General features: G+C 58.7%; 20 protein-coding genes, 2 rRNA genes and 1 riboswitch. Of the genes, 14 read left to right on the top strand and 8 right to left on the bottom strand.

The genetic code is table 11. The features are described from left to right. The first annotated feature begins 151 nt into the window (after positions 1 to 151). The 6 genes from ACTG27_RS12985 to ACTG27_RS12960 all read left to right on the top strand — a co-directional run bounded on the left by ACTG27_RS12985 (position 152) and on the right by ACTG27_RS12960 (position 8,658). A 23S ribosomal RNA gene (locus ACTG27_RS12985) occupies positions 152 to 3,041 on the top strand. Between the two features lie 122 nt (positions 3,042 to 3,163). Next, positions 3,164 to 3,278, top strand: a 5S ribosomal RNA gene (gene rrf, locus ACTG27_RS12980). A 283-nt stretch (positions 3,279 to 3,561) separates the two neighbouring features. Beyond that, a complete protein-coding gene (locus ACTG27_RS12975) occupies positions 3,562 to 4,014 on the top strand; it encodes a pullulanase (protein ID WP_031227982.1) in 453 nt (150 codons plus the stop codon). A gap of 211 nt (positions 4,015 to 4,225) precedes the next feature. Next, positions 4,226 to 6,373, top strand: a complete 2,148-nt coding sequence (locus tag ACTG27_RS12970; protein WP_439979778.1) for an adenosylcobalamin-dependent ribonucleoside-diphosphate reductase — start codon at positions 4,226 to 4,228, stop codon at positions 6,371 to 6,373. Positions 6,374 to 6,383: 10 nt separating this feature from the next. Beyond that, positions 6,384 to 7,067, top strand: coding sequence for a TSCPD domain-containing protein (locus ACTG27_RS12965; protein WP_204477725.1), 684 nt, complete (start codon positions 6,384 to 6,386; stop codon positions 7,065 to 7,067). Positions 7,068 to 7,287: 220 nt separating this feature from the next. Then, on the top strand, positions 7,288 to 8,658 hold the full coding sequence (locus ACTG27_RS12960) for a PhoH family protein (RefSeq protein ID WP_005358170.1): 1,371 nt from the start codon (positions 7,288 to 7,290) through the stop codon (positions 8,656 to 8,658). 80 nt (positions 8,659 to 8,738) lie between these two features. Here the strand turns inward: ACTG27_RS12960 and thiQ are convergent, their stop codons facing one another. From thiQ to thiB, 3 genes are read right to left on the bottom strand one after another with little or no spacing between them, the layout of a single operon-like run. Continuing rightward, complete coding sequence (gene thiQ / locus ACTG27_RS12955) at positions 8,739 to 9,434, bottom strand: thiamine ABC transporter ATP-binding protein (protein WP_439979777.1); 696 nt, start codon at positions 9,432 to 9,434, stop codon at positions 8,739 to 8,741. Further along, the gene (thiP, locus tag ACTG27_RS12950) at positions 9,421 to 11,040 is read right to left on the bottom strand and encodes a thiamine/thiamine pyrophosphate ABC transporter permease (protein ID WP_439979776.1); all 1,620 of its coding nucleotides are present in this window, start codon (positions 11,038 to 11,040) and stop codon (positions 9,421 to 9,423) included. The genes thiQ and thiP overlap by 14 nt, the downstream gene beginning before the upstream one ends. Further along, positions 11,037 to 12,017, bottom strand: a complete 981-nt coding sequence (gene thiB / locus ACTG27_RS12945; protein ID WP_058057209.1) for a thiamine ABC transporter substrate binding subunit — start codon at positions 12,015 to 12,017, stop codon at positions 11,037 to 11,039. The genes thiP and thiB overlap by 4 nt, the downstream gene beginning before the upstream one ends. A gap of 60 nt (positions 12,018 to 12,077) precedes the next feature. Further along, positions 12,078 to 12,168: riboswitch (TPP riboswitch) on the bottom strand. A gap of 89 nt (positions 12,169 to 12,257) precedes the next feature. Here thiB and ACTG27_RS12940 point away from each other — a divergent pair. Then, positions 12,258 to 12,548: a PilZ domain-containing protein gene (locus tag ACTG27_RS12940; RefSeq protein WP_005339160.1), complete on the top strand. Its 291-nt coding sequence runs from the start codon at positions 12,258 to 12,260 to the stop codon at positions 12,546 to 12,548. 30 nt (positions 12,549 to 12,578) lie between these two features. Here ACTG27_RS12940 and ACTG27_RS12935 read toward each other — a convergent pair whose 3' ends face one another. The 5 genes from ACTG27_RS12935 to leuA all read right to left on the bottom strand — a co-directional run bounded on the left by ACTG27_RS12935 (position 12,579) and on the right by leuA (position 18,313). Further along, positions 12,579 to 13,508: a transglutaminase domain-containing protein gene (locus ACTG27_RS12935; protein WP_439980518.1), complete on the bottom strand. Its 930-nt coding sequence runs from the start codon at positions 13,506 to 13,508 to the stop codon at positions 12,579 to 12,581. 117 nt (positions 13,509 to 13,625) lie between these two features. Continuing rightward, entirely contained in the window at positions 13,626 to 14,225 is a 600-nt protein-coding gene (gene leuD, locus ACTG27_RS12930; RefSeq protein WP_100654506.1) for a 3-isopropylmalate dehydratase small subunit, read from the bottom strand. A 12-nt stretch (positions 14,226 to 14,237) separates the two neighbouring features. Further along, positions 14,238 to 15,635 carry a 3-isopropylmalate dehydratase large subunit gene (leuC, locus tag ACTG27_RS12925; RefSeq protein ID WP_439979775.1) on the bottom strand — a complete coding sequence of 466 codons (1,398 nt, stop codon included), beginning with the start codon at positions 15,633 to 15,635 and terminating at the stop codon, positions 14,238 to 14,240. Positions 15,636 to 15,668: 33 nt separating this feature from the next. Beyond that, positions 15,669 to 16,754, bottom strand: coding sequence for a 3-isopropylmalate dehydrogenase (leuB, locus tag ACTG27_RS12920; protein ID WP_042052497.1), 1,086 nt, complete (start codon positions 16,752 to 16,754; stop codon positions 15,669 to 15,671). Next, positions 16,751 to 18,313, bottom strand: a complete 1,563-nt coding sequence (leuA, locus tag ACTG27_RS12915; protein WP_139399027.1) for a 2-isopropylmalate synthase — start codon at positions 18,311 to 18,313, stop codon at positions 16,751 to 16,753. Before leuA ends, leuB begins: the two co-directional genes overlap by 4 nt. Positions 18,314 to 18,721: 408 nt before the next feature. Here leuA and ACTG27_RS12910 point away from each other — a divergent pair, with 408 nt between their 5' ends. The 7 genes from ACTG27_RS12910 (at position 18,722) to ACTG27_RS12880 (ending at position 24,601) form a co-directional block, all read left to right on the top strand. Beyond that, positions 18,722 to 19,342, top strand: a complete 621-nt coding sequence (locus ACTG27_RS12910; RefSeq protein WP_005349170.1) for a TetR/AcrR family transcriptional regulator — start codon at positions 18,722 to 18,724, stop codon at positions 19,340 to 19,342. 126 nt (positions 19,343 to 19,468) lie between these two features. Continuing rightward, positions 19,469 to 19,972: a phosphatase PAP2 family protein gene (locus tag ACTG27_RS12905; RefSeq protein WP_005339149.1), complete on the top strand. Its 504-nt coding sequence runs from the start codon at positions 19,469 to 19,471 to the stop codon at positions 19,970 to 19,972. Further along, positions 19,969 to 21,078, top strand: a complete 1,110-nt coding sequence (locus tag ACTG27_RS12900; protein WP_439979774.1) for an MJ1255/VC2487 family glycosyltransferase — start codon at positions 19,969 to 19,971, stop codon at positions 21,076 to 21,078. The genes ACTG27_RS12905 and ACTG27_RS12900 overlap by 4 nt, the downstream gene beginning before the upstream one ends. Before the next feature lie 37 nt (positions 21,079 to 21,115). Next, entirely contained in the window at positions 21,116 to 21,268 is a 153-nt protein-coding gene (locus tag ACTG27_RS12895; RefSeq protein ID WP_005339147.1) for a hypothetical protein, read from the top strand. 390 nt (positions 21,269 to 21,658) lie between these two features. Then, positions 21,659 to 23,377, top strand: a complete 1,719-nt coding sequence (locus ACTG27_RS12890; protein WP_043823044.1) for an acetolactate synthase 3 large subunit — start codon at positions 21,659 to 21,661, stop codon at positions 23,375 to 23,377. After that, positions 23,377 to 23,871, top strand: a complete 495-nt coding sequence (gene ilvN, locus ACTG27_RS12885; protein WP_005311605.1) for an acetolactate synthase small subunit — start codon at positions 23,377 to 23,379, stop codon at positions 23,869 to 23,871. Before ACTG27_RS12890 ends, ilvN begins: the two co-directional genes overlap by 1 nt. A 103-nt stretch (positions 23,872 to 23,974) precedes the next feature. Continuing rightward, a complete protein-coding gene (locus ACTG27_RS12880; RefSeq protein WP_439979773.1) occupies positions 23,975 to 24,601 on the top strand; it encodes a LysE family translocator in 627 nt (208 codons plus the stop codon). Positions 24,602 to 24,676 lie beyond the last annotated feature (75 nt).

Here is a 24,676-nt window from a genome sequence, read left to right as displayed (position 1 = left end):
TTTAACAATCTGGAAAGCTGATTTAAAAAGTAGTTCTCAAACATTTGTTACAAGTGCTTTGGAAACTTCTTGGCGAAAACCAAATTTTATTTGGTCCTTGTTGTACGACAACAAGCTGTGCCGGTTTCACCGACACTTCTTGGGGTTGTATGGTTAAGTGACTAAGCGTACATGGTGGATGCCTTGGCAGTCAGAGGCGATGAAGGACGTACTAACCTGCGATAAGCTGTGAGAAGTCGGTAAGAGACGCTATTACTCACAGATTTCCGAATGGGGAAACCCACCCGAGATAACTCGGGTATCTGTTACTGAATACATAGGTAACAGAGGCGAACCGGGAGAACTGAAACATCTAAGTACCCCGAGGAAAAGAAATCAACCGAGATTCCCTCAGTAGCGGCGAGCGAACGGGGATTAGCCCTTAAGCATCTTGGAAGTTAGTGGAACGGTCCTGGAAAGGCCGGCGATACAGGGTGATAGCCCCGTACACGAAAACAACCTTGATGTGAAATCGAGTAGGGCGGGACACGTGACATCCTGTCTGAATATGGGGGGACCATCCTCCAAGGCTAAATACTCCTGACTGACCGATAGTGAACCAGTACCGTGAGGGAAAGGCGAAAAGAACCCCTGTGAGGGGAGTGAAATAGAACCTGAAACCGTGTACGTACAAGCAGTGGGAGCCCTTCGGGGTGACTGCGTACCTTTTGTATAATGGGTCAGCGACTTACATTTTGTAGCGAGGTTAACCGTATAGGGGAGCCGTAGGGAAACCGAGTCTTAACTGGGCGTCTAGTTGCAAGGTGTAGACCCGAAACCGGGTGATCTAGCCATGGGCAGGTTGAAGGTTGAGTAACATCAACTGGAGGACCGAACCCACTAACGTTGCAAAGTTAGGGGATGACCTGTGGCTGGGGGTGAAAGGCCAATCAAACTCGGAGATAGCTGGTTCTCCCCGAAAGCTATTTAGGTAGCGCCTCGGACGAATACTACTGGGGGTAGAGCACTGTTTGGGCTAGGGGGTCATCCCGACTTACCAACCCCATGCAAACTCCGAATACCAGTAAGTAATATCCGGGAGACACACGGCGGGTGCTAACGTCCGTCGTGAAGAGGGAAACAACCCAGACCGCCGGCTAAGGTCCCAAAGTTCTGGTTAAGTGGGAAACGATGTGGGAAGGCTCAGACAGCTAGGATGTTGGCTTAGAAGCAGCCATCATTTAAAGAAAGCGTAATAGCTCACTAGTCGAGTCGGCCTGCGCGGAAGATGTAACGGGGCTCAAACCAGGCACCGAAGCCGCGGATTCACACTTATGTGTGAGTGGTAGGGGAGCGTTCTGTAAGTCTGCGAAGGTGTATCGAGAGGTATGCTGGAGATATCAGAAGTGCGAATGCTGACGTAAGTAACGATAAAGGGGGTGAAAAGCCTCCTCGCCGGAAGACCAAGGGTTCCTGTCCAACGTTAATCGGGGCAGGGTGAGTCGACCCCTAAGGCGAGGCCGAAAGGCGTAGTCGATGGGAAGCAGGTTAATATTCCTGCACGACTTGTAATTGCGATGGGGGGACGGAGAAGGCTAGGTGGGCCAGGCGACGGTTGTCCTGGTGAAAGTGCGTAGGTGGTGTTTCCAGGCAAATCCGGAGACACAACACTGAGACACGAGACGAACACACTACGGTGTGGAAGCCATTGATGCCCTGCTTCCAGGAAAAGCCTCTAAGCTTCAGATTACAAGTCATCGTACCCCAAACCGACACAGGTGGTCGGGTAGAGAATACCAAGGCGCTTGAGAGAACTCGGGTGAAGGAACTAGGCAAAATAGAACCGTAACTTCGGGAGAAGGTTCGCTCTTGACAGTGAAGTCCCTTGCGGATGGAGCAGTTGGGAGTCGCAGTGACCAGATGGCTGGGACTGTTTATCAAAAACACAGCACTCTGCAAACACGAAAGTGGACGTATAGGGTGTGACACCTGCCCGGTGCCGGAAGGTTAATTGATGGGGTTAGCGCAAGCGAAGCTCTTGATCGAAGCCCCGGTAAACGGCGGCCGTAACTATAACGGTCCTAAGGTAGCGAAATTCCTTGTCGGGTAAGTTCCGACCTGCACGAATGGTGTAACCATGGCCATGCTGTCTCCACCCGAGACTCAGTGAAATCGAATTCGCCGTGAAGATGCGGTGTACCCGCGGCTAGACGGAAAGACCCCGTGAACCTTTACTACAGCTTGGCACTGAACATTGAACCTACATGTGTAGGATAGGTGGGAGGCTTTGAAGGCGTGACGCCAGTTGCGCTGGAGCCGTCCTTGAAATACCACCCTTGTATGTTTGATGTTCTAACGCAGGGCCCTGAATCGGGCTCGCGGACAGTGCCTGGTGGGTAGTTTGACTGGGGCGGTCTCCTCCCAAAGAGTAACGGAGGAGCACGAAGGTTGGCTAATCCTGGTCGGACATCAGGAGGTTAGTGCAATGGCATAAGCCAGCTTAACTGCGAGACGGACAGGTCGAGCAGGTACGAAAGTAGGTCATAGTGATCCGGTGGTTCTGAATGGAAGGGCCATCGCTCAACGGATAAAAGGTACTCCGGGGATAACAGGCTGATACCGCCCAAGAGTTCATATCGACGGCGGTGTTTGGCACCTCGATGTCGGCTCATCACATCCTGGGGCTGAAGTCGGTCCCAAGGGTATGGCTGTTCGCCATTTAAAGTGGTACGCGAGCTGGGTTCAGAACGTCGTGAGACAGTTCGGTCCCTATCTGCCGTGGGCGTTGGATGATTGAAGGGAGTTGCTCCTAGTACGAGAGGACCGGAGTGAACGAACCTCTGGTGTTCGGGTTGTCACGCCAGTGGCACTGCCCGGTAGCTAAGTTCGGAATCGATAACCGCTGAAAGCATCTAAGCGGGAAGCGAGCCCTGAGATGAGTCATCCCTGACCCCTTGAGGGTCCTAAAGGGCCGTTGGAGACCACAACGTTGATAGGTGGGGTGTGTAAGCGCGGCGACGTGTTGAGCTAACCCATACTAATTACCCGTGAGGCTTAACCATACAACACCCAAGAAGTGTTCTAAGGCTTGTAACAGATACCAAGCGAACTACTCAAATTCAGTGATAGTGACAAGCCAAGCGCAACATCACTACTCACGTCAGCTTTCTAGATTAAGAATTTGCCTGGCGGCCATAGCGCCGTGGAACCACCTGATCCCATGCCGAACTCAGAAGTGAAACGCGGTAGCGCCGATGGTAGTGTGGCATTCGCCATGCGAGAGTAGGACACTGCCAGGCACCCAATACAAGAAACCCCGCTCATCGAGCGGGGTTTTTTATGCCTGCAATTCAGCACGTCACCGGATTATTAGACTTTCCCCTTCTTGTCATTCATTGATTACCCTTCTAAAGCCCCAAAACGACCTCTTTTTCTGTTCGATATTTGCTCACCAGTTCAATGTGTTGGATACAAAAAGTACAGAATGTGATGCCTCTACCTTTCTTGTGATGCCTGCTCTGGTTTAATTCTTCAGTCCACATGGATGGACCAAGGAATCACAATAATTTAAGGAATAGACCCATGTTCAAAAGAACAGTAACGATGATGCTGGCGGCGGGAACCCTGGTATTAGGCGGTTGCGCATCCAATGGTGGTGCAGAGCAGGCTGGGGCAGACAACGGCGATTTCGGTGGCAAGTCCATCTACCTGCGTGGGGAGATGAACGACTGGATGGCCACTGATGAAAGCAAGGTAGTCAAGGTGGCGGACAAGCTCTATATGGCCAAAGGCACCCTCAAGAAAGAGTGGGCCCCCTACAAGTTCAAGTTTGCTGATTCAGGCTGGAGCTGCGGTACCAACTTTGGCTACAAGAGCCCGAGTGATGGTGTTGCCGTGTTGGGTGGTGAGGCGGTGCCGGTTAACCCCTGCTCCAAGTATGAGGACATGAAGTTCTCACCGGATGCTGATGGCGTCTACGAGTTCTATCTGAATATGGCGGGTGAAACACCGACCGTTTACGTCAAGAAGCCCTGATCTATCTCTGAGTGTTAAATCTCTTAGCAAATTAATCAGTTAAGTGCCCTGGCCCAGAAATCTGCTGGCCGGGGCATTTTTTTAGGTTAGAATCGACCCCCTCATGGCATCAGGTGTACTATATGTTGTGCCATTAATTTTAGATGGCACCATTAGTTGTGTTTTCTGCTGTTGTCATGATGTTGATGCATTCACATAAGGTTGATTGAAAATGGCTAAATCGAACCCGGTGCTGGAGAGTGAGCTTGGCTCCCGCCTTATCCCCATGCAGGAAACGTCCCTCGAGATCTGGGATAGCAAGTATCGCCTCAAGAGCAAGGATGGCACTCCCATCGACAGCTCTATCGATGAGACTTACCAGCGGGTTGCCCGTGCGTTGGCAGATCAGGAGCTGGAACCTGAGGCCTGGTATGAGCCGTTCCTGTGGGCGCTGCGCAATGGGGCCATTCCGGCGGGCCGCATCACCTCCAATGCGGGGGCGTTTGAGCACAAGCCTGCTACTTCAACCATCAACTGTACTGTTTCCGGCACCATCGAAGATTCGATGGACGATATCCTCGGCAAGGTGCACGAGGCCGGTCTGACCCTGAAAGCCGGTTGCGGTATCGGCTATGACTTCTCGACCCTGCGCCCGCGCGGTGCCTTTGTCTCCGGTGCCGGTGCCTACACTTCCGGCCCGCTCTCCTTTATGGATATCTATGACAAGATGTGTTTCACCGTCTCGTCAGCCGGTGGCCGTCGCGGCGCCCAGATGGGTACCATGGATATCCGCCATCCCGATGTGATCGAGTTTATTCAGGCCAAGCGTGAAGATGGTCGCCTGCGTCAGTTCAACCTCTCCCTGCTCATCACCGAAGATTTCGTCAAGGCGGTGAAAGAGGATGCCCCCTGGTCGCTGATCTTCCCCTACACCGCCAAAGAGGTGGAGCAGGATGGCATTGCGCTGGACGATCCTGCTCAGGTGCTATGGGCCGACTGGCCCAACAAGGAAGGGGTTGTATTCAACGAGCTGGGGCAGGTCGCCTGCAAGGTCTACAAGACCCTGCCGGCACGCAAGCTCTGGAACGTCATCATGACCTCCACCTATGACTATGCAGAGCCCGGCTTCATCCTGATCGACAAGGTCAACCAGATGAACAACAACTGGTTCAGTGAAGAGATCCGCGCGACCAACCCCTGTGGTGAGCAGCCGTTGCCGCCCTACGGTGCCTGTCTGCTGGGCTCGGTCAATCTGACCAAGTTTGTGCGCGACCCTTTTACTGAAAACGCGGCATTCGATTGGCAGGCGTTTCGCAAGGTGGTGGCCATCTTTACTCGCATGCTCGACAACGTGGTGGAGATCAACCAACTGCCACTGGCCAAACAGCGCGAGGAGATCACAGCCAAACGCCGGCATGGCATGGGTTTCCTGGGTCTTGGTTCGACCCTCACCATGCTGCAGATCAAGTACGGCTCTGCGGCATCCGTCGCCTTTACCGAGCAGGTATCCCAAGAGCTGGCGATGACCGGCTGGCAGGAGTCCCTGCGCCTTGCCAAGGAGAAAGGCTCTGCCCCCATCATGGAGCAGGAGTTTGAAGTGACTGGCAAGATGCTGCGTCTGCGCCCGGAAATGGCGGCTGATGGCATCAAGGTGGGCGACAAGGTGAAGGGCAAGGTGCTGCACGCACGCTACAGCCGTTACATGCAGCAGGTTGCCGAGGTGGATCCTGCGCTGGTCGCCGAGCTGGCGGAAGTGGGTGGGCGTTTCACTCACCACAGCAGTATTGCGCCGACCGGCACCATCTCGCTGTCACTGGCCAACAACGCCAGCAACGGCATCGAGCCGAGCTTTGCCCACCACTACAGCCGCAACGTCATCAAGCCGGGCAAGAAGAGCAAGGAGAGCGTGGATGTCTACTCCTTCGAGCTGCTGGCCTATCGCGAGCTGGTGAATCCGGCCGCCATGCCCTATGCCGATGATGAGGCGAGCCGTCTGCCGGACTATTTCATTACTGCCGATGACATCAGCCCGGCGCAGCATGTGGACATTCAGGCGGCGGCCCAGCGCTGGATTGACTCCTCCATCTCCAAGACTGCCAACGTGCCAACCGATTTCCCGTTCGAGCAGTTCAAGGACATCTACATGTATGCCTCGGACTCTGGCCTCAAGGGGTGCACCACCTTCCGCTTCAATCCGGAGGCCTTCCAGGGCGTGCTGGTGAAGGAGAAGGATCTGGAGAACACCCTCTATGAGTTCACCTTGGAGGATGGCTCCGTCATCTCCGTCAAAGGGAACGAAGAGATTGAATACGATGGCGAGCTGCATACGGCCGCCAACCTCTACGACGCCTTGAAAGAAGGCTATTACGGTAAATTCTGAGAACGACATTATGGTCAAGAAGATCGACAAGAAAATCGTCGCCTACAAGGTGCGTACCAAGGATGAGCCGCAAGAAGATCTCTCTGCGCAGGATGACGTGGTGCACATGCACGAAACCGTGCTGCGCCCGGAGCGGCTGATGGGTACCACCTACAAGCTGAAGACGCCGGAGCATGTCTCCGAGCACTCGCTGTTCATCACCATCAACGACATTATTCTCAACGAGGGCACGGTTCACGAAACTCGCCGTCCGTTCGAGATTTTCATCAACTCCAAGAGTCTGGAGCACTACCAGTGGATCGTGGCGCTGACCCGTATCATCTCGGCGGTATTCCGCAAGGGGGGGGATGTCACCTTCCTGGTCGAGGAGCTGCGTTCCGTATTCGATCCCAAGGGCGGCTACTGGAACAAGGGCAAGTATGTGCCGTCGCTGATCGCCGAAATTGGCAACGTGATCGAGAGCCATCTCACCGAGATCGGCATGCTCAAGGCGCCGGGTCTGGACGAGCATCAGCAGGCGTTTCTGGCCGAGAAGCAAGCCGAGTTGAAAGCCGCTCAGGAGGCTGAAGAGCAGGAGGCGAGCAGTGGTTTCCCGGCCAATGCCGCGCTCTGCTACAAGTGCCACACCAAGGCGCTGGTGCTGAAGGATGGCTGCATGACCTGCCTCAACTGTGGCGACTCCAAGTGCGGCTGACAGACATGCCCAAGTAGTTGAACGATAGAGAAAAGACCGGCCACAGTGCCGGTCTTTTTATTGCTGTTTTTATGCGCAATCAAATCAGGCGGCCCAGTGACTTGTTGCGCGATAGTAAAATCGGGCGTAGCGTTGAGGGTAATAAAACTGTCACGGCCGTGTGGTTTCAATGACATCTGAGATTCACACACGTGGCCCTTCAGTGCCAAGGAGGATGCTTATGGACAATACGGACCGAAAGCTGTTTATCCTGGATACCAACGTTCTGCTTCACGAACCCCTCGCTATCTACTCCTTCAAAGAGCACGACGTGCTCATCCCCATGACGGTGCTGGAAGAGCTCGATAACATCAAGGATCGCAACAAGGATGTCAGCCGCGACGCGCGGGTAGCCATCCGTGCGCTGGAAGATGTGTTCCGCGATGCAACCCCGGATCAGATCACCCAGGGCGTTCCACTGGCTGGCGAAGCGAGCGGCAATATCTGCATCTTCAGCGATCACCATCTGCCGCAGGATGCCGAGGTGTTTACCGACAAGGAGGCCGACAACCGCATCATCAACGCGGCCCTCTATCTGCAAAAGCACGAGTTGAAGCGTCAGGTGGTGCTGGTCACCAAAGACATCAACATGCGCCTCAAGGCCAAGGGGGCCGGGCTTGCTCACGTTGAAGATTACCGTAGCGACCAGCTGATCGACGATATCCGCCTGCTGGCTAAAGGCTTTCAGGTTGTGCCCGGCAGCTTTTGGGAGCGGGTTGGCGAGTGCGAGAGCGAGACCCATGGCCGCGACACCATCCATGTGATCGATGCCAATCTGCTGGAAGGGGTTCACGTAAACCAGTATCTGGTGGATGAAGAGAATTTCTTCGCCGCCCGGGTACTCAGCCACGATGGCAACAAGATCCGCATCAAGGATCTGGGCCGCGAGCGGCTGATGTCCCGCAAGGCGTGGGGTGTCCATCCCAAGAATGTCTATCAGGGGATGGCTTTGGATGCACTGCTCGATCCGCACATCGATCTGGTGATCCTGACCGGCCCGGCGGGTTGCGGCAAGACCCTGCTGGCGATGGCGGCGGCGCTGGAGTTGGTGATTGAGAAGGGCATTTACGAGAAGGTGATCGTCACCCGGAATACCCCGGAAATTGCCGAAAGCATCGGCTTCCTGCCCGGCACCGAAGAGGAGAAGATGATGCCCTGGCTGGCGGCGGTGACCGACACCCTGGAGGTGCTGCACAAGCAGGACGAGAACATGAGCGGCTCGCTCAGCTACATCATGGAGAAGGCCAACATCCAGTTCAAATCGGTCAACTTCATGCGCGGGCGCAGCATCCAGAACACCTTCGTGCTGCTGGATGAGTGCCAGAACCTGACCGCGTCCCAGATCAAGACCATCATCACCCGCTGCGGCGAGGGTACCAAGATCGTCTGCTCCGGTAACCTGGCCCAGATCGACTCCAACTATCTGAGCCCGGTGACCTCGGGTCTCACCTACATAGTCGAGCGTTTCAAGGATTTTGACGGCAGTGCCAACATTTTCCTCAATGGCGTGGTGCGCAGCCGACTGGCTTCGTTCGCCGAGGAAAACCTCTGATTTAAATGAATATTTCCAGATACAAAGGGAGGCCAATCGGCCTCCTTTTTTGATCATGGCGCAGTCTTTACTCCCAAGGGCTATTGGCCAAGGTAGCGCAGCAGCCCCGGGTGGTCGCTATTTTGCAGAATATCCGGCTTGCCTTGCAGGGCGATGCGGCCCTCGTCGACAAAGAGCACCTGATCGGCAATCAGCTGGGCATCTTCCGGATTGTGGGACACCATCAGTACGGTAATGCCCTGTTCGCAGGCTAGCCTCGCCACTTCCGCCAGCATCTCCCGGCGCAGGGCGGGATCGAGGGCAGAGAAGGGCTCATCCAGCAGCAGCAGCGGTTTGCCGCGCACCAGCGCGCGAGCCAGCCCGACTCGCTGCTGCTGGCCGCCGGAGAGCTGTTCAGGCTGGCGGTTTAACATCTCGCCAAGACCAACCCGTGCGGCTGCATCGATCACCTGTGCCCGCTGGGCGGCACTCAGGCGCAGACCCGGGTGCAAGCCGATGGCGATATTGTCGAACACCGACAGATGGAGGAACAGGTTGTGATCCTGAAACAGGGTGGTGACTGGTCGCTCGGCCGGGCCCAGCGGCAGCAGATCTTCGCCATCGAAGCTGAGGCGGCCTGATTCCACCGGCACGAATCCGGCGATCATCCCGAGCAGGGTCGATTTACCTGCACCGCTTGGGCCGATCAGTGCGGTGATCTCCCCCTTGGGCAGGGTTGCGCTGAAGCTGACGCACCAGTCGGGGTAGCTGGTCACCAGCGTATCAATGTTCAGCATGTTTTCCTCCAAGCCCCCGTTCCACCAGCCAGAACAGGGAGAAACAGAGCGTAAGCAGCAGCAGAGCGGTGGCAGCCGCCTCGGTCAGCCGGTAACTGCCAAGCTGCTGGTAGAGCAGCCAGGGCAGGGTGGTGAGCTCCTGACTGCCAAACATGGCGATGGCGCCGAGATCCCCCAGCGAGAGGATCATCGACAGCGCCATCGCCAGTGCCAGCGGGCGGCGCAGCAGCGGCCACTCCACCAGCCGCAGGCGATGCAGGCCACGTACCCCCAGGCTATCCGCCAGCCGATCGTATTGGCGTACCACCAACTGCATGGGGGCTGAGAGGGTGCGCAGCACATAGGGCAGCGCCATAAGGGCGTTGACCAGCACCACCAGCCAGGGGCCGAGGGCGAACACATCGGCGAACGGCATAAACAGGATGAAGAGACCGGTGGAGAGCACCACCGCCGGGATCATCAGGATCATCGAACCGCTGGCCTCCCACAGGGCGGCAGCTCGCCGCTGGCGGGTGCGTACCTTGAGGTGACGGCTGGTGAGCAGCAGGCCGCTGCCAAGCAGAGTGGCCAGGGTGCCCGCCGCCAGCGCAATCAGCAGCGACTGGCCGCTTGCCTGCCACAGCTTGCTGGAGGTGAGCGCCGTCAGCAGGCCGGGGTGGAGGCCTGCCACCACGATAGCCAGCAGTGGCGGCAGAAAGATGGCGAGCCCGATACCGAGTGAGAGCAGATCCACCACGGCCGCGCCCGGCTGATGGCGATCCGGCCGCAGGCAGGGGCGACGAGGCGTCACCCGACTGGCCGGGGTGCTCTGCAGCTTGTGTTGCAGGGCGAGCAGGGCGGCGGTCAGGATTAGCTGCACCAGCGCCAGTCCGCCTGCGGTGGCGAGATCGAAGTCAAAGCGCAGCGCCTGATAGACGGCCACCTCCAGCGTGGTGGATTTCGGGCCGCCGCCCAGCGCCAGCACTGTGGTGAAGCTGGTGAAGCAGAGCATGAAGATGAGGCTGGCAAGCCCCGGCAATATGCCGCGAATAAGCGGCCACTCCAGCAGCCGGAAGATGTGGGATGAGCGCATGCCGAGCTGGCTGGCGAGGCGCCAGCTCGATTCGGGGATGCTCTCTATGCTCTGCAACATCAGGCGTGCCGCCAGCGGCATATTGAAGAAGACGTGGGCCAGCAGGATACCGAACAGGCCGTAGAGATAATTGCCGGGATCCAGCCCCAATGAGCGCAACAGTTGCGGCAGCCACCCCTGTTTGCCGTGGACAGCCACGATACCGAAGATGGCGATGATGACCGGTAGTACCAGCGAGAGACCAAACAGCTTGATCAGCAGGGTTCGGCCAACGAAACGGCGCCGCGCCAGCGCGCGGGCCACCGGAATGGCCAGCCCGAGACTGAGCAGGGTGGAGAGCAGTGCCTGCCCCAGACTGAAGCCCAGCACATGACGCAGATAAGGATCTGCGATCAGGGTGCGGGGGGCCAGCGAACCGGCCTGCCACAGCAGTGCCGTCAGCGGCCCGAGGGATAACAGCAGGATCAACAGGGTGGCAGCACTGCCCGGCAACCACCAGAGGGGACGAGCCTGTGGTTTCAGATAACGGCTCACTGGGTGACGGCTTGCAGCCACTCGCGGATCCACCCTTTGCGATTGGCGGCCACCTCATCGCTGCTGAAGGCGAGCGGCTTGGCTACGGTGATCATCTGCTCGAAGCCCTTGGGCAGCGGCGTGTCGATAACGGGATACATCCAGTTGCCGGTCGGGATCTCGTTCTGGAAGGCGGGGCTCACCATAAATTGCAGGAACTGGTCAGCCAGCTTCTCCTGTTTGGCGCTCTTCAGCTTGGCGGCCACTTCTACCTGACGGTAGTGACCCTCCTCGAAGGCGGCAGCCTGATACTGGGGCTTGCTCTCGGCAATCAGGTGATAGGCCGGAGAGGTGGTGTAGGAGAGCACCATGTCCGCTTCGCCATCGAGGAACATGCCATAGGCCTCTGACCACCCCTTGGTGACGGTGACCGTCTTTTTGGCAAGCTCGGCCCAGGCGGCAGGCGCCTTGTCGCCGTAGACAGACTTCATCCACAGCATCAGCCCCTGCCCCGGGGTGGAGGTGCGGGGATCCTGATAGATCACTTTGAGGTCGGGACGCTCCACCAGCTCTTTTAGGCTCTTGGGCGGCTGCTTGAGTTTGTCTTTGTCATAGACGAAGGCGAAGTAGCCGTAGTCGTAGGGGACGAAGGTGTCATCCTGCCAGCCACCCGGCACCTTGATGCCATCCAGCTTGGCGGGATGGGGGGCGAACAGACCGCTCTGTTTGGCTTCGCTGATGAGGGCATCGTCAAGCCCCAGCACCAGATCGGCCTTGCTGTGGTTGCCCTCCAGCCGCAGCCGGTTGAGGATGGCGACCCCATCTTCGAGGGGAACCAGATTGAGGGTGCAGTCGCACGCTTTCTCGAAGGCCTGTTTGATCTTGGGCCCCGGACCCCACTCGGCAGTGAAGGAGCTGTAGGTGTAGACGGTGAGGGTGTCGGCGGCGAACACATTGGCCGACAGCAGGCCGGTGGTGACCAGCAGCAGGGTCTTCATGGGTGGCACTCCCTATTACTTGTTAATAACGAGGTGCCAGCGGGTGAGGGCGCAAAAAATGAGCGCCATGCCTCAAATTCCTCCGCCAGCATTATCTGGATCAGGTACACGGGTATAATCTCAGCGGTAAACCGCACCCCGTTTGAGAAACGAACCGCATTGTATTAACGTTCTTTTGGGTAGACCAGCACAATTGTGCAATACCCATGAGATGACGCCCACCCAACAGAGGATGTTCGCGTGCTTACCAATACCAAGGAAAGGCGTGCCTTTGCGCGCATGGTCATCAATGCTCCGGTCACCGTCTATCAGCAGCAGCTGGTGCTGGAGGGGATCTGCCGGGATCTCAGTGCCAACGGCATGGGGATTGCGGTCTCTGAACATCAGCTCGACATCAATCAGCCCATCCGGATCAGTCTTGCCACCAACAACAACCTGTTGCCTCCCTTTGAAGCCCATGCCCGTATTATCCGGGTGCTGGAGGAGGAGAGCGGGTTGCTGCTGGCGGTAGAGTTTCTGCCTCAAGGTTAATCCTCTCTCCCCATCGGCAGAGGGAGGGGATTAGCCTTTTTCCTGAACCGGCTGCACACTCAACTGCTTGCTATCGACCAGCGTTTTGCTGGTCGATGCTATTTGGCCTGCAGGCAAGGTGGCGGGACCGGTAGGTTCGAGCAACAGGTAGTTCTGCCCCTGCCAGTTGAGGGTCACATCCCCCGGCTTGGCGGGCAGGTCAACGGCCAGCAGGGCATGGCCGGGGACGAACACCATGGCCTGTTTCAGCTCCGGAAAGAGCTGAGCCAGCATGGCGGCCATCAGGGTTACCTTGCTGTCGCAGTCCCCCCGGTTCTGCTCCAGCACCTGACGGGGAGATAGAAATCCCTTGCCCTGCCTGCCGTTCAGGCTGTCGAGCTGCTGATAGGGGATGCTCTGGATAAAGGTGAGCATATGGGCCACGGTCTTCTGGCGCGCTTCCGTTTCGGTGCTGCCCTGCTGCTTGAGTTGATCCGCCAGCGGAGCCAGCCCGCTGCGACTCTCCAGCGCGATGCGCACATGATCCTGCTTCACCGCCAGCTGCCCGTCTGGGGTGTTGAAGTACTGGAAGTAGTGTTTGGTCAGCCACGCCTGCTCCTCTTTGCTCCGTTTGGACTGCAGAAAGGCCATCGCCTCGCGCGCCTTGTCCTGATTGCGGCTTTTCAGATGCAGCTCCAGCGAGGGACGGGCGAGGGTGAACTGCACCTCGGGGTAGTTCTGGCGCACCTCCCGCAGCAACACCTGCAACACCTCCTCCTGCATTCTCGCCGAGCGATAGGCGATAAGGGGCGGCAACTTGCCCTGTTCGAGCCGGTAGGTGAGCTGTTGGGGTTTACCTTCGCTATCCTGCCAGCCGACGCTGATCTGGCCGAGGCTGTTGTTGAAGCTGGTTTGATTGGCCCCCGCAGGCAGGGTAAGCAGCAGGGCACAGAGCAGAGGGATTGCCGTCGGTCTCTTCATCATCCTTTCCTGTGGCACGGGCCAGTTCCGGTGGCCCAAAGTGGGAAGCGTAGCGGGCAGTAAAACAGGGAGCCGAAGCTCCCTGTTGATTCTACTCGTTTTTTTGCAGCTGGCGCGTTAAATCCAGCTCGGCTGCTTCGCCTCAAAGGCGCTGATGGCGGCCTCGTGCTGCAGGGTCAGGCCGATGGCATCCAAGCCGTTGAGCAGACAGTAACGGCGGAATTCATCGATCTCGAAACCGAAGCAGAGGCTACCTGCACGTACCTGATTGGCCTCCAGATCCACCTCGATCTCGATGCCTGGTTTGGCGGCAACCAGCTGGAACAGGGCGTCGACCTCCTCCTCCTTCAGACGCACCGGTACCATGCCGTTGTTGATGGCGTTGCCGTAGAAGATGTCGGCAAAGCTCGGCGCTATGATGGTCTTGAAGCCGTAGTCGGCCAGCGCCCAGGGGGCGTGCTCGCGGCTCGAGCCGCAGCCGAAGTTCTCGCGGGCCAACAGGATGCTGGCACCGGCGAATTGTGGCTGGTTCAGTACAAACTCGGGGTTGGGCTGCTGGCCTGCATCGTCGAGGAAGCGCCAGTCGTGGAACAGGTGCTTGCCAAAACCGATGCGGTTGACCTTCTGTAGAAACTGCTTGGGAATGATGGCGTCGGTGTCGACGTTGGCGCTGTCGAGGGGGACGACGATCCCTTTATGCTGTTTGAATCCTGTCATCATTGGTTCCTCTTACAGTGCACGAATGTCGGCGAAGCGGCCGGTGACGGCGGCAGCGGCGGCCATGGCCGGGCTTACCAGATGGGTGCGGCCGGCGCGGCCCTGACGCCCTTCGAAGTTGCGGTTGCTGGTGGAGGCGCAGCGCTCCCCCGGTTGCAGCCGGTCGTTGTTCATCGCCAGACACATGGAGCAGCCCGGCAGGCGCCACTCAAAGCCCGCTTCGATGAAGATCTTGTCCAGCCCCTCGGCTTCGGCCTGGGCCTTCACCTGCTCGGAGCCCGGCACCACCAGCGCCTGCACGCCAGCTGCCACCTTGCGACCGCGGGCGATGGCGGCGGCAGCACGCAGATCCTCGATGCGGCTGTTGGTGCACGATCCGATAAACACCTTGTCGATGGCGACGTCGGAGAGCTTCTGGCCCGGTTGCAAGTCCATGTAGGCGAGCGCCTTGCGGGCTGACTGCTGCTCCATCAGATCGCTGAAGGATTCCGGCGCCGGAATGGGTTCATTAACGGCAATCACCTGCCCCGGGTTGGTACCCCAGGTGACCTGCGGGGCGATATCAGCGGCGTCCAGCACCACTTCGGCATCGAAACGGGCACCTTCATCGCTCTTGAGGCTCTGCCAGTAGGCGATGGCCTGCTCCAGCGCCTCGCCCTTGGGAGCAAACGCCTTGCCACGGATGTAGTCGATGGTGGTCTGGTCGGGGGCTATCATGCCCGCCTTGGCACCCAGCTCGATGGCCATGTTGCACACCGTCATCCGCCCTTCCATGGAGAGGCTCGCAATGGCCTCGCCAGCGAACTCCACCACGTAGCCGGTACCACCGGCATGGCCGACCTTGCCGATAATGGCCAGCACCACGTCCTTGGCACTGATGCCCTCGGCCAGCTTGCCGTTGACCGAAATGCGCATGGTCTTGGCGCGGCCCTGTTTCAGGGTCTGGGTCGCCATCACATGCTCCACTTCGGAAGTGCCGATGCCGAAGGCCAGCGAGCCGAAGGCACCATGGGTGGCGGTGTGAGAGTCACCGCAGACGATGGTAGTGCCGGGCAGGGTGATGCCGAGCTCGGGGCCCATCACATGGACGATCCCCTGATATTTGTGGTTGAGATCGTAGAGGCGAACCCCGAACTCCTTGCAGTTGTCGGCCAGCGTCTCCATCTGGATGCGGGCCATCTCGCCGGAGGCGGCGATGTCCTTGGTGGTGGTGGAGACGTTGTGATCCATGGTGGCCCAAGTCAGGTCCGGGCGGCGCAGCTGGCGGTTCATGGCGCGCAGGCCGTCGAATGCCTGCGGGCTGGTCACTTCATGCACCAGATGGCGGTCGATGTAGATGAGGGGGGTCTCCCCTTCCACTTCCCGTACCACGTGGGCGTCGAATACTTTCTGATAGAGGGTCTTGGCCATTGCTTCTCTCTTCCTTGTTCTCTGTTATGCGGCTCAGATCCGGGCGGCGATCTGGCTACCCATCTCGGACGTGCTCTGCACCGGATGGCGGGCGCTGGCCTGATGCAGGTCGGCGGTGAAGTAACCCTCGGCCAAGGTCTGGGCCACGGCCTGCTCAATGGCCTGGGCGGCAGCCTCCATCCCTAAGCTGTAGCGCAGCATCAGGGCGGCTGAGAGGATCTGGGCAATGGGATTCGCAATACCCTTGCCGGCGATATCCGGGGCCGAACCACCGGCCGGTTCGAACAGGCCGAAACCCGATTCGTTGAGGCTGGCTGAGGGGAGCAGTCCCATGGAGCCGGTGATCATGGCGCACTCGTCGGAGAGGATGTCACCGAACAGGTTGGAGCAGAGCAGCACATCGAACTGGGATGGATCCTTGATGAGCTGCATGGTGGCGTTGTCGATATACATATGGTTGAGGGTTACGTCCGGATAGGACTTGGCGACTTGCGTCACCACCTCGCGCCACAGAATGGAAGAGGCGAGCACGTTGGCCTTGTCAATGGAGGTGACTTTGCCACGGCGCACACGCGCCGACTCGAACGCAATCTTGGCGATGCGCTCAATCTCGAAGCGATGGTACACCTCGGTGTCGAACGCCTTTTCGTTCGCCCCTTCTCCCTCACGCCCCTTGGGCTGGCCGAAGTAGATGCCACCGGTCAGCTCGCGCACGCAGGCGATGTCAAAACCGCGATCGGAGATATCGGCACGCAGCGGGGAGAACTGCTCCAGACCGGTGTAGATGCGGGCCGGACGCAGGTTGCAGAACAGCTTGAAGTGGGCGCGCAGGGGCAGCAGGGCGCCACGTTCCGGCTGATCGTTAGGGGGCAGATGTTCCCATTTCGGGCCGCCCACCGAGCCAAACAGCACGGCATCGGCCGCTTCACAACCTTTGATCGTGCTTTGCGGCAGCGGGGTGCCGTGGTTGTCGATGGCGATGCCGCCCACGTCATGGCGATCATACTCGAAGGCGAGGCCGAACCTGGCCTGCACCTTCTCCAGCACCTTGATGGCCTCGGCCATCACTTCAGGGCCAATGCCGTCACCCGGCAATACTGCGATCCGATAACTGCTCATACTGTCTCCGTCTTGATAGTGTTATTTCGTTCCATCTGTTCGGCGACCTGATCGGCGCGCCAGATGCTGTTGATCACATGGAGCAGGGCGTGGGCCGAGGATTCGATGATGTCGGTGGCCAGTCCCATGCCGTGGAATTTGCGCCCTTTGTACTCGGCGACGATATCGACCTGACCGAGGGCATCTTCCCCTTCGCCCTTGCTCTTGAGGGCATATTTGTCGATGCGGATCTCATAGCCGGTGATGCGGTTGATGCACTGGTAGACCGCATCCACCGGGCCATTGCCGGTGGCCGCTTCGCAGATCAGATCCTGTCCCACCTTCAATTTGACCGAGGCGGTGGCCAGTACCGAGCTGCCGCTCTGGACCCCGAGATACTCCAGCTTGAAGTGTTCCGGCTCTTCGTGGATCTGGCTGAAGAAGGCCAGCGCTTCGAGGTCGTAGTCGAACACCTGACCCTTCTTGTCGGCCAGGGTCAGGAATTTGCCGTAGAGGTGGTCGAGGTCGTAGCTGCTCTCGGCGTAGCCCATGGACTCCATCCGGTGCTTGATGACGTGGCGGCCGGAGCGGGAGGTCATGTTGAGGTTGTTCTGGGTCAGGCCAATGCTCTCGGGAGTGATGATTTCGTAAGTGTTTTTCGCCTTGAGCACCCCATCCTGATGGATGCCGGAGCTGTGGGAGAAGGCGTTGGCCCCGACGATCGCCTTGTTGGGCTGCACCGGCATATTGCACAGCTGGCTGACCAGCGTGCTGGTGCGATGAATTTCGTTGTGGCGGATATTGGTTTGCACCCCGAGCAGGTCGGCGCGGGTTTTGAGGATCATCGCCACCTCTTCCAGCGAGCAGTTGCCCGCCCGCTCGCCGATGCCGTTGATGGTGCACTCGATCTGGCGGGCCCCCATCTGCACCGCGCCGATGGAGTTGGCCACCGAGAGCCCCAGATCATCGTGGCAGTGCACCGAGATGATGGCCTTGTCGATGTTGGGAACCCGGTTGAACAGGGTGTGGATGATGCCGGAGAACTCGGTCGGTACCGTGTAGCCCACGGTATCGGGGATATTGATGGTGCGGGCCCCCGCCTTGATGGCGGCCTCCACCATGCGGCAGAGATTATCGATCGGCGTACGGCCCGCATCCTCGCAGGAGAACTCCACATCATCGGTGTAGCGCAGGGCGTGCTTGATGGCGCCGACTCCCATCTCCAGCACGTCTTCGAAGCTCTTTTTCAGCTTGCTCTCCACGTGGATGGAGGAGGTGGAGATGAAGGTATGGATGCGAAACGCCTCGGCGACCCGCAAGGCTTCGCCTGCGGCGTCGATATCCTTGGGCAGGGCGCGGGCGAGGGCGCAGACCCGGCTGTTTTTGATGTGGCGGGCGATGGTCTGCACCGATTGAAAATCGCCGGGAGAGGAGACCGGGAAGCCCACCTCCATGACGTCGACACCGAGCCGCTCCAGCGCCTGGGCGATCTGCAGCTTCTCCTTGACTGTCAAACTGGCCGCCAGGGCCTGCTCACCATCACGCAAGGTGGTGTCGAATATGATGACCCGATCTGACATGTGACTTCCCTCTTCCTAAGTTCGGTAACGTGCATCCTGCGGCGGCATAAAAAAACCCGTGCAGGGTGCACGGGTTTTTGTAAATTCCGGCTATGCCTTAGCCCGGCTACAAGGATCCCGCGCGAGTTAACGCGATTAGGGAGATTAGTAGTAGCGGGGTGGCGATACGCATGACGTTGTTATTCCTTCCAGTCGATAACGCTTTTACCAATATCGAGATTTTTATGCTGTGTCAACACGGAAGGTCAGGGGCAATCTGCTGACGTATTTAATCGGATTGTAAAGGATTGCAAATTTCCTTGTCCCATATTCGGCCCATGACCGATTATCTGGTCATTCCTGCTGTGCTCTATTCTCTGCACAACCAGATCGACTTATCAGCATTGGCTGAATTATCTGAGGTGTTAAATGGAAAAACGTAGACCTGGTCGTCCGGTCGGACGTTCTGACATTCGTGACAAGTTGCTTGCTGCCGCCCGTGAGCGTTTTCTCAATACTCCCTATAGCAAGGTAACTACACGCGAAATCGCGGAGCTTGCTGGCTCCAATCTGGCAATGATCCACTACTACTTCGGCAGTAAAGAGGGTCTGTACAAAGCGGTGCTGGGCGATGTCGCCGAGCCCCTCGACCATGCCTGGCAAGATGAACACAGCAATCACAGCCTCAACGAGCTGCTCAACACCTACTATCAGGTGATGGCGCCCAACAGCGAGCTGACCTCTGCCATCTCCAGCGCATTGTCGACCGAGAAGAGCCCGGGCCGGGATTTTGTGCTGAACCGCCTGCTGGAGCGTCAGCTGCCGCAGTTCGATGCCCTGCTGGAAACCATGAAGTCCAACGGCGAGCTGGGTGACAACCTGGATCCCGACATGCTGAAGATCTCCTTCCTCAGCATGATGTGGCAGCCGTTCGTGATGAAAGATCTCTACGAGCAGGTGTTTGGCCTGAAAGTGGATGAGCACTTCATGGCCCGTCTGGCGGACCACAACTGCCGTCTGATGGAGACCGGTCTGCGCGGCAGCCACTGATTTTGCCGCAACATCGAGATTAAAAAGGGCCATTCGGCCCTTTTTTCATAAATCTGTTATCCCTTGTTCAACGTAACGTCATCCCGCTTTCTTACTCTGCAAGCAGAATTCAGGGAAGGAGGGGATATGAACAAGATCCAGCAATGGGACCTGCAGGTGTGCCGGGTCTGCCTGCTTCACGGCTACAACCGGCAGCAGGCGAGGGTGAGTCGTCTCATTTCCCGCACCGGCGATGGCCCGCTTTACGCCGTGCTGGCCGCCCTGCTCTGGTGGCAGGGGGAGGCAGAGCGGGAGCTGGTGCGACTGGCGCTGCTCGCCTTCGCCATCGAATTGCCCCTCTATCTGCTGCTGAAAAACAGCCTGAAACGGCAACGGCCGGTCGGCTTGCCGGTCTTTATCACTCCTTCCGATCGTTACAGCCTCCCCTCCGGTCACACCGCTGCCGCTTTTCTGATGGCTACCATACTGGCCACCGGCTTTCCGCTCTGGGCGCCCCTGCTGTTTGGTTGGGCGGCGCTGGTGGGGGCATCCCGGCTGCTGCTCGGGGTACACTACCTGAGTGATTTGGTAGCCGGTGCCCTGCTGGGTGGCGGTTGCGCCGTGCTGGCGCTCGGCTGGAGTCACTCATGAGGATACTGTTTGGGGTGCAAGGCACTGGCAACGGTCATATCAGTCGCAGTCGCACCCTGGCGCGGGCGCTACGCACGGCAGGGGTCGAGGTGGATTATCTCTTCAGCGGTCGCCCCGCTGACCGCTACTTCGACATGGAGGAGTTTGGCGCCTACCGCGCCTTTCCCGGCCTCACTTTTGTCAGTCACGAGGGGCGAGTTTCTCCGTGGCGCACCCTGCAAGCCGCCTCGCCGCTCACCTTCTGGCGGGATCTGCGGTCTCTCGATTGCAGCGAATACGATCTGGTGGTGAGCGATTTTGAGCCGTTGACCGCCCACGCCGCCCGCCGCTATGGCAAGCCGAGCCTCACCGTCAGCCATCAGGCCAGTTTCAACTGGCCCATCCCGCGCTGGGGGGAGGATGGGGTCAGCAGCCAGCTGATGCGCCACTTTGCCCCGGTGGATCAGCCGCTCGGGCTGCACTGGTTTCACTTCGGTCACCCTTTGCTGCCGCCGGTGATCGACCCCATCACCGCCGTACCGGATAACGGCGAGATCCTGGTCTATCTGCCGTTCGAGCAAACCGAGGCGATCGCTGCCCTGTTGTCGCGCTTTGGCCAGCAGCGCTTCGTTTGCTTTCACCCCGCCATTCGCACCCCCAGCCAGTGGCGCAACCTGCGCTTCGAACCGCCATCGCGGCACGGGTTTATCGCCGTGCTGGCCGGTTGTCGCGGCGTCATCTCCAACGCGGGTTTCGAGCTGGCTTCCGAGGCGCTCACCCTCGGCAAGAAGCTGCTGGTCAAGCCCCTCGGCGGACAGTTTGAACAGCTGACCAATGGCAAGACGCTCGAGATGATGGGGCTGGCGACCCTGATGGATGTGCTCGATGCCAATCTGGTGCGTACCTGGCTCGACAGCGCCTCGCCAGGGGCTGTCTGTTACCCCGATGTGGCGGGGGAGCTGGCTCGCTGGCTGGCGGCAGGAGCCGACGAGAGCGTGGCCTCTCTGTCACGGCGGCTCTGGGCGCGCACCCTGTTTCCGGAGGAGGTGAGTGATCGCCTGAGCGAGCTGGATGGGGGCGACTGTTTATCCAGTTGCTGGTTATCGCAAGTGAGCGTTGTTGACTAGACTGAAAGGCGATCCCACCAAGGAGAGGACGGAGCAAATGCGCTTTACCAATGAAAACGGCGAAGTCATGAACCTGGCTGACAATCTCACCCTGCACGAGTTGCTCGATATGGGTGTCAGCATTTCGGTCAGTGAAGAGACCGATCCGGATCAGCAGATCTGGCTGGCTGAGCCGGATCAGGAGAACTGAGTAATCATTCGGCATCAAGCCCACCAATGAGCGGTGGGCTTTTTTGTGGCTGTTTTTCCCCTCTGCGGAATGATCCGCTGGCCATTCCCCGACTTCCTTCCCTTTTGTCTCATGGTCGCTGCGGCAAGTCATTGAATGTTAATAGCCGGTTGAAATGTATGACTGTTCTGGTCAGATAAAGCCGTGGACAAGCGTTATGAAGCGGGTTAAGTTGGTTTTTCACCCTATTTTCGGGTGAATGACGGAAAAATCCTTTTTTTCTACTGTCGACGGGGCTGAATTGGGCCGATCTGCATTCAGATAACAACAAGAAACGGATCGGGCCGTGCCGGGAAGCACGGCATCGTCGGCGGGATTCGCTAAACGGAGCAAAGCCTGGAGGGCTTTATCATGGAGATGTTATCAGGCGCCCAGATGGTGGTTAGAGCGCTGGAAGATCAGGGAGTTGAGCACGTCTTCGGCTACCCTGGTGGCTCAGTGCTCGACATCTATGACGCTCTCTTCGAAAACGGCAAGATGGAGCATGTCTTGGTGCGGCACGAGCAAGCCGCGGTTCACATGGCTGACGGTTACGCCCGTTCCACCGGCAAGGTGGGGACTGTGCTGGTAACGTCAGGCCCGGGAGCGACCAACTGCATTACCGGTATTGCCACCGCCTATATGGATTCCATTCCGCTGGTGATCCTCTCCGGCCAGGTGCCGACCAGCATGATCGGTGAGGATGCGTTCCAGGAGACTGACATGATCGGTATCTCCCGCCCGGTGGTGAAGCACAGCTTCCTGTGCAAGAAGGCGAGCGATATTCCCGAGGCCATCAAGAAGGCCTACTACATTGCCGCCAGCGGCCGCCCGGGGCCGGTGGTGGTGGATCTGCCCAAAGATGTGCAGAACCCGAAAGAGAAATTCCCCTATCAGTATCCCGAGACGGTCTCCCTGCGCTCCTACAACCCGACCAAGTCTGGCCATAAAGGGCAGATCAAGCGGGCAGCCAAGCTGCTGGTGGATGCCCAGCGCCCGGTGATGTACGTGGGCGGCGGCGCCATCAACGCCAATGCGGACCATCTGGTGACCAAGCTGGCGGAGCTGCTGAACCTGCCGGTGACCACCACCCTGATGGGACTGGGGGCTTTCTCCGGTGTCCATCCGCAATTTATCGGCATGCTGGGGATGCACGGCACCTTCGAAGCCAACAAGACCATGCACAACGCGGATCTCATCTTCGCCGTCGGTGCCCGCTTCGATGACCGCGTCACCAACAACGTGGCCAAGTTCTGCCCCAATGCGACCGTGGTTCATATCGATATCGACCCCACCTCCATCTCCAAGACGGTGCAGGCCCATGTGCCTATCGTCGGCTCGGTGGAAACCGTGCTGGAGCAGATGTTGGAAGTGATCCGCGAGTGTGGCTTCGATAACGACAAGGAGGCGCTGGCGGACTGGTGGAGCCAGATCAACCAGTGGCGCTCCCGTCACTGTCTGGCCTACGAAAAGTCGGCCACCCAGATCAAGCCGCAACAGGTGATTGAGACCCTCTACAAGGTGACCCAAGGTCAGGCGTTCGTCGCCTCCGACGTCGGTCAGCACCAGATGTTTGCTGCCCTCTACTATCCGTTTGCCAAACCGCGCCAGTGGATCAACTCAGGGGGCCTCGGCACCATGGGCTTTGGCATTCCGGCCGCCATGGGGGCCCAGTTTGCCAACCCGGATGCGGTGGTCTGCTGCGTCACCGGCGATGGCTCGGTGCAGATGAACATTCAGGAGCTCTCTACCTGCATGCAGTACGGGGTGCCCATCAAGATCATCTCCATCAACAACCGTGCGCTGGGCATGGTCAAGCAGTGGCAGAAGATGTTCTACGGCGGCCGTCACAGCCACTCCTACATGGAGTCCCTGCCGGACTTCGTCAAACTGGCGGAAGCCTACGGCCACGTCGGCATCGCGGTGAGTGATCCGGCCGAGCTGGAGAGCGCCATGGAGAAGGCCTTCGCCATGAAGGATCGGCTGGTGTTCATGGATATCTCGGTCGACCCGGATGAGCACGTCTATCCGATGCAGATCAAGTTTGGTGCCATGGATGAGATGTGGCTGAGCAAGACGGAGAGAACCTGATGAGACATATAATTTCCGTTCTGCTGGAGAACGAATCCGGCGCCCTGAGCCGCGTGGTGGGTCTCTTCTCCCAGCGCGGCTACAACATCGAGACCCTGACGGTGGCACCGACCGAGGATCCCACTCTGTCGCGCATGACCATAGTCACCATGGGTGACGAGCGGGTGCTGGAGCAGATCCAGAAGCAGCTGCACAAGCTGGTGGATGTGCTCAAGGTGTGTGACCTGAGTGAAGGGGAGCATATCGAGCGGGAGATCGCGCTGGTCAAGGCGCGCGCCGCCGGTGGGGCCCGTGACGAGCTGAAACGGCTGGCGGATATCTTCCGTGGCCAGATCGTCGACGTCACCCCCGAGCAGTACACGGTGCAGCTGGTGGGCACCAGCGAGAAGCTGGATGCCTTTATCAAGACTGCGGCCCAGACCAACGAGATCATCGAAGTGGTGCGCTCCGGCGTCTGCGGCATCTCGCGGGCGGACAAGGCGCTGCGGCCCTGATGGCTGGCGGGACAGCTGATGATACGTCAGCTGCCGCAGAGTGAAAGAAAAGAGGGCTCTGCGGAGCCCTTTTGTTTGGTTTTGCTTTACGAGGGGAGGGGTGATGTTCGGTATTCATGATCTTGCTCTGTTTATGGTCTCGGGGCTGCTGCTCAATATCATGCCGGGTCCGGACTCCCTGCTGGTCATGCTGCGCAGTGGCTCGCAAGGGTGGCGTGCCGGTTCGGTCGCGACGTTGGGCATCGGCACCGGTGTCATGGTGCATGTGCTGGCGGCGGCCCTCGGTCTGTCTGCCCTGCTCAGCGCCTCGGCCGAGTTGTTTGCCCTTATCAAGCTGGCTGGCGCCATCTACCTCATCTATCTGGGGTTCTCTCTGCTGCGCCAGCAGGCTACGGGTTCAATGGAGAGAGGGGCCACCCTGCCAGCTCTCTCCTATGGCCAGATTTACCAGCAGGGAGTGCTGACCAATGTGCTCAACCCCAAGGTGGCGCTCTTTTTCCTCGCCTTTGTGCCCCAGTTCATCGCACCGGATGCCCCCGCCAAGGCCCTCGCCTTTATTCTGCTCGGCTGCATCTTCAATCTGGGCGGTATCATCTGGTGTCACCTGCTGGTCTTTACCACCGTCTATGCCAGCCACAAGGTACGGTTGTCACAGCGTCTTGGTCGCTGGCTCAACCGGGGCATCGGCACCCTGTTTGTCGGGCTCGGGCTCAAGCTCGCCAGCGACTAGCTCGCGGCTTTCTGACCTGAGGCAGATTATCGTACGCCACGCTGTGGTATGGTCGGCAGTCAGCTGCGGGGCCAG

It is taken from the genome of Aeromonas sp. 97A, assembly GCF_051919185.1.
Classification (GTDB): domain Bacteria; phylum Pseudomonadota; class Gammaproteobacteria; order Enterobacterales; family Aeromonadaceae; genus Aeromonas; species Aeromonas veronii.
This window is presented reverse-complemented; position numbering and strand designations above follow the sequence as displayed.

Bases quoted from the DNA above. Each gene is read 5' to 3' on its own strand.
- ACTG27_RS12890 (WP_043823044.1), top strand. From the start codon at position 21,659: ATGGAGATGTTATCAGGCGCCCAGATGGTGGTTAGAGCGCTGGAAGAT.
- ACTG27_RS12910 (WP_005349170.1), top strand. From the start codon at position 18,722: ATGGAAAAACGTAGACCTGGTCGTCCGGTCGGACGTTCTGACATTCGT.
- thiB (WP_058057209.1), bottom strand. From the start codon at position 12,017: ATGAAGACCCTGCTGCTGGTCACCACCGGCCTGCTGTCGGCCAATGTG.
- ilvN (WP_005311605.1), top strand. From the start codon at position 23,377: ATGAGACATATAATTTCCGTTCTGCTGGAGAACGAATCCGGCGCCCTG.
- ACTG27_RS12935 (WP_439980518.1), bottom strand. From the start codon at position 13,508: ATGAAGAGACCGACGGCAATCCCTCTGCTCTGTGCCCTGCTGCTTACC.
- thiQ (WP_439979777.1), bottom strand. From the start codon at position 9,434: ATGCTGAACATTGATACGCTGGTGACCAGCTACCCCGACTGGTGCGTC.
- ACTG27_RS12965 (WP_204477725.1), top strand. From the start codon at position 6,384: ATGGTCAAGAAGATCGACAAGAAAATCGTCGCCTACAAGGTGCGTACC.
- leuA (WP_139399027.1), bottom strand. From the start codon at position 18,313: ATGTCAGATCGGGTCATCATATTCGACACCACCTTGCGTGATGGTGAG.
- leuC (WP_439979775.1), bottom strand. From the start codon at position 15,635: ATGGCCAAGACCCTCTATCAGAAAGTATTCGACGCCCACGTGGTACGG.
- ACTG27_RS12880 (WP_439979773.1), top strand. From the start codon at position 23,975: ATGTTCGGTATTCATGATCTTGCTCTGTTTATGGTCTCGGGGCTGCTG.
- ACTG27_RS12895 (WP_005339147.1), top strand. From the start codon at position 21,116: ATGCGCTTTACCAATGAAAACGGCGAAGTCATGAACCTGGCTGACAAT.
- leuD (WP_100654506.1), bottom strand. From the start codon at position 14,225: ATGACAGGATTCAAACAGCATAAAGGGATCGTCGTCCCCCTCGACAGC.
- ACTG27_RS12970 (WP_439979778.1), top strand. From the start codon at position 4,226: ATGGCTAAATCGAACCCGGTGCTGGAGAGTGAGCTTGGCTCCCGCCTT.
- ACTG27_RS12975 (WP_031227982.1), top strand. From the start codon at position 3,562: ATGTTCAAAAGAACAGTAACGATGATGCTGGCGGCGGGAACCCTGGTA.
- ACTG27_RS12900 (WP_439979774.1), top strand. From the start codon at position 19,969: ATGAGGATACTGTTTGGGGTGCAAGGCACTGGCAACGGTCATATCAGT.
- leuB (WP_042052497.1), bottom strand. From the start codon at position 16,754: ATGAGCAGTTATCGGATCGCAGTATTGCCGGGTGACGGCATTGGCCCT.
- ACTG27_RS12960 (WP_005358170.1), top strand. From the start codon at position 7,288: ATGGACAATACGGACCGAAAGCTGTTTATCCTGGATACCAACGTTCTG.
- ACTG27_RS12905 (WP_005339149.1), top strand. From the start codon at position 19,469: ATGAACAAGATCCAGCAATGGGACCTGCAGGTGTGCCGGGTCTGCCTG.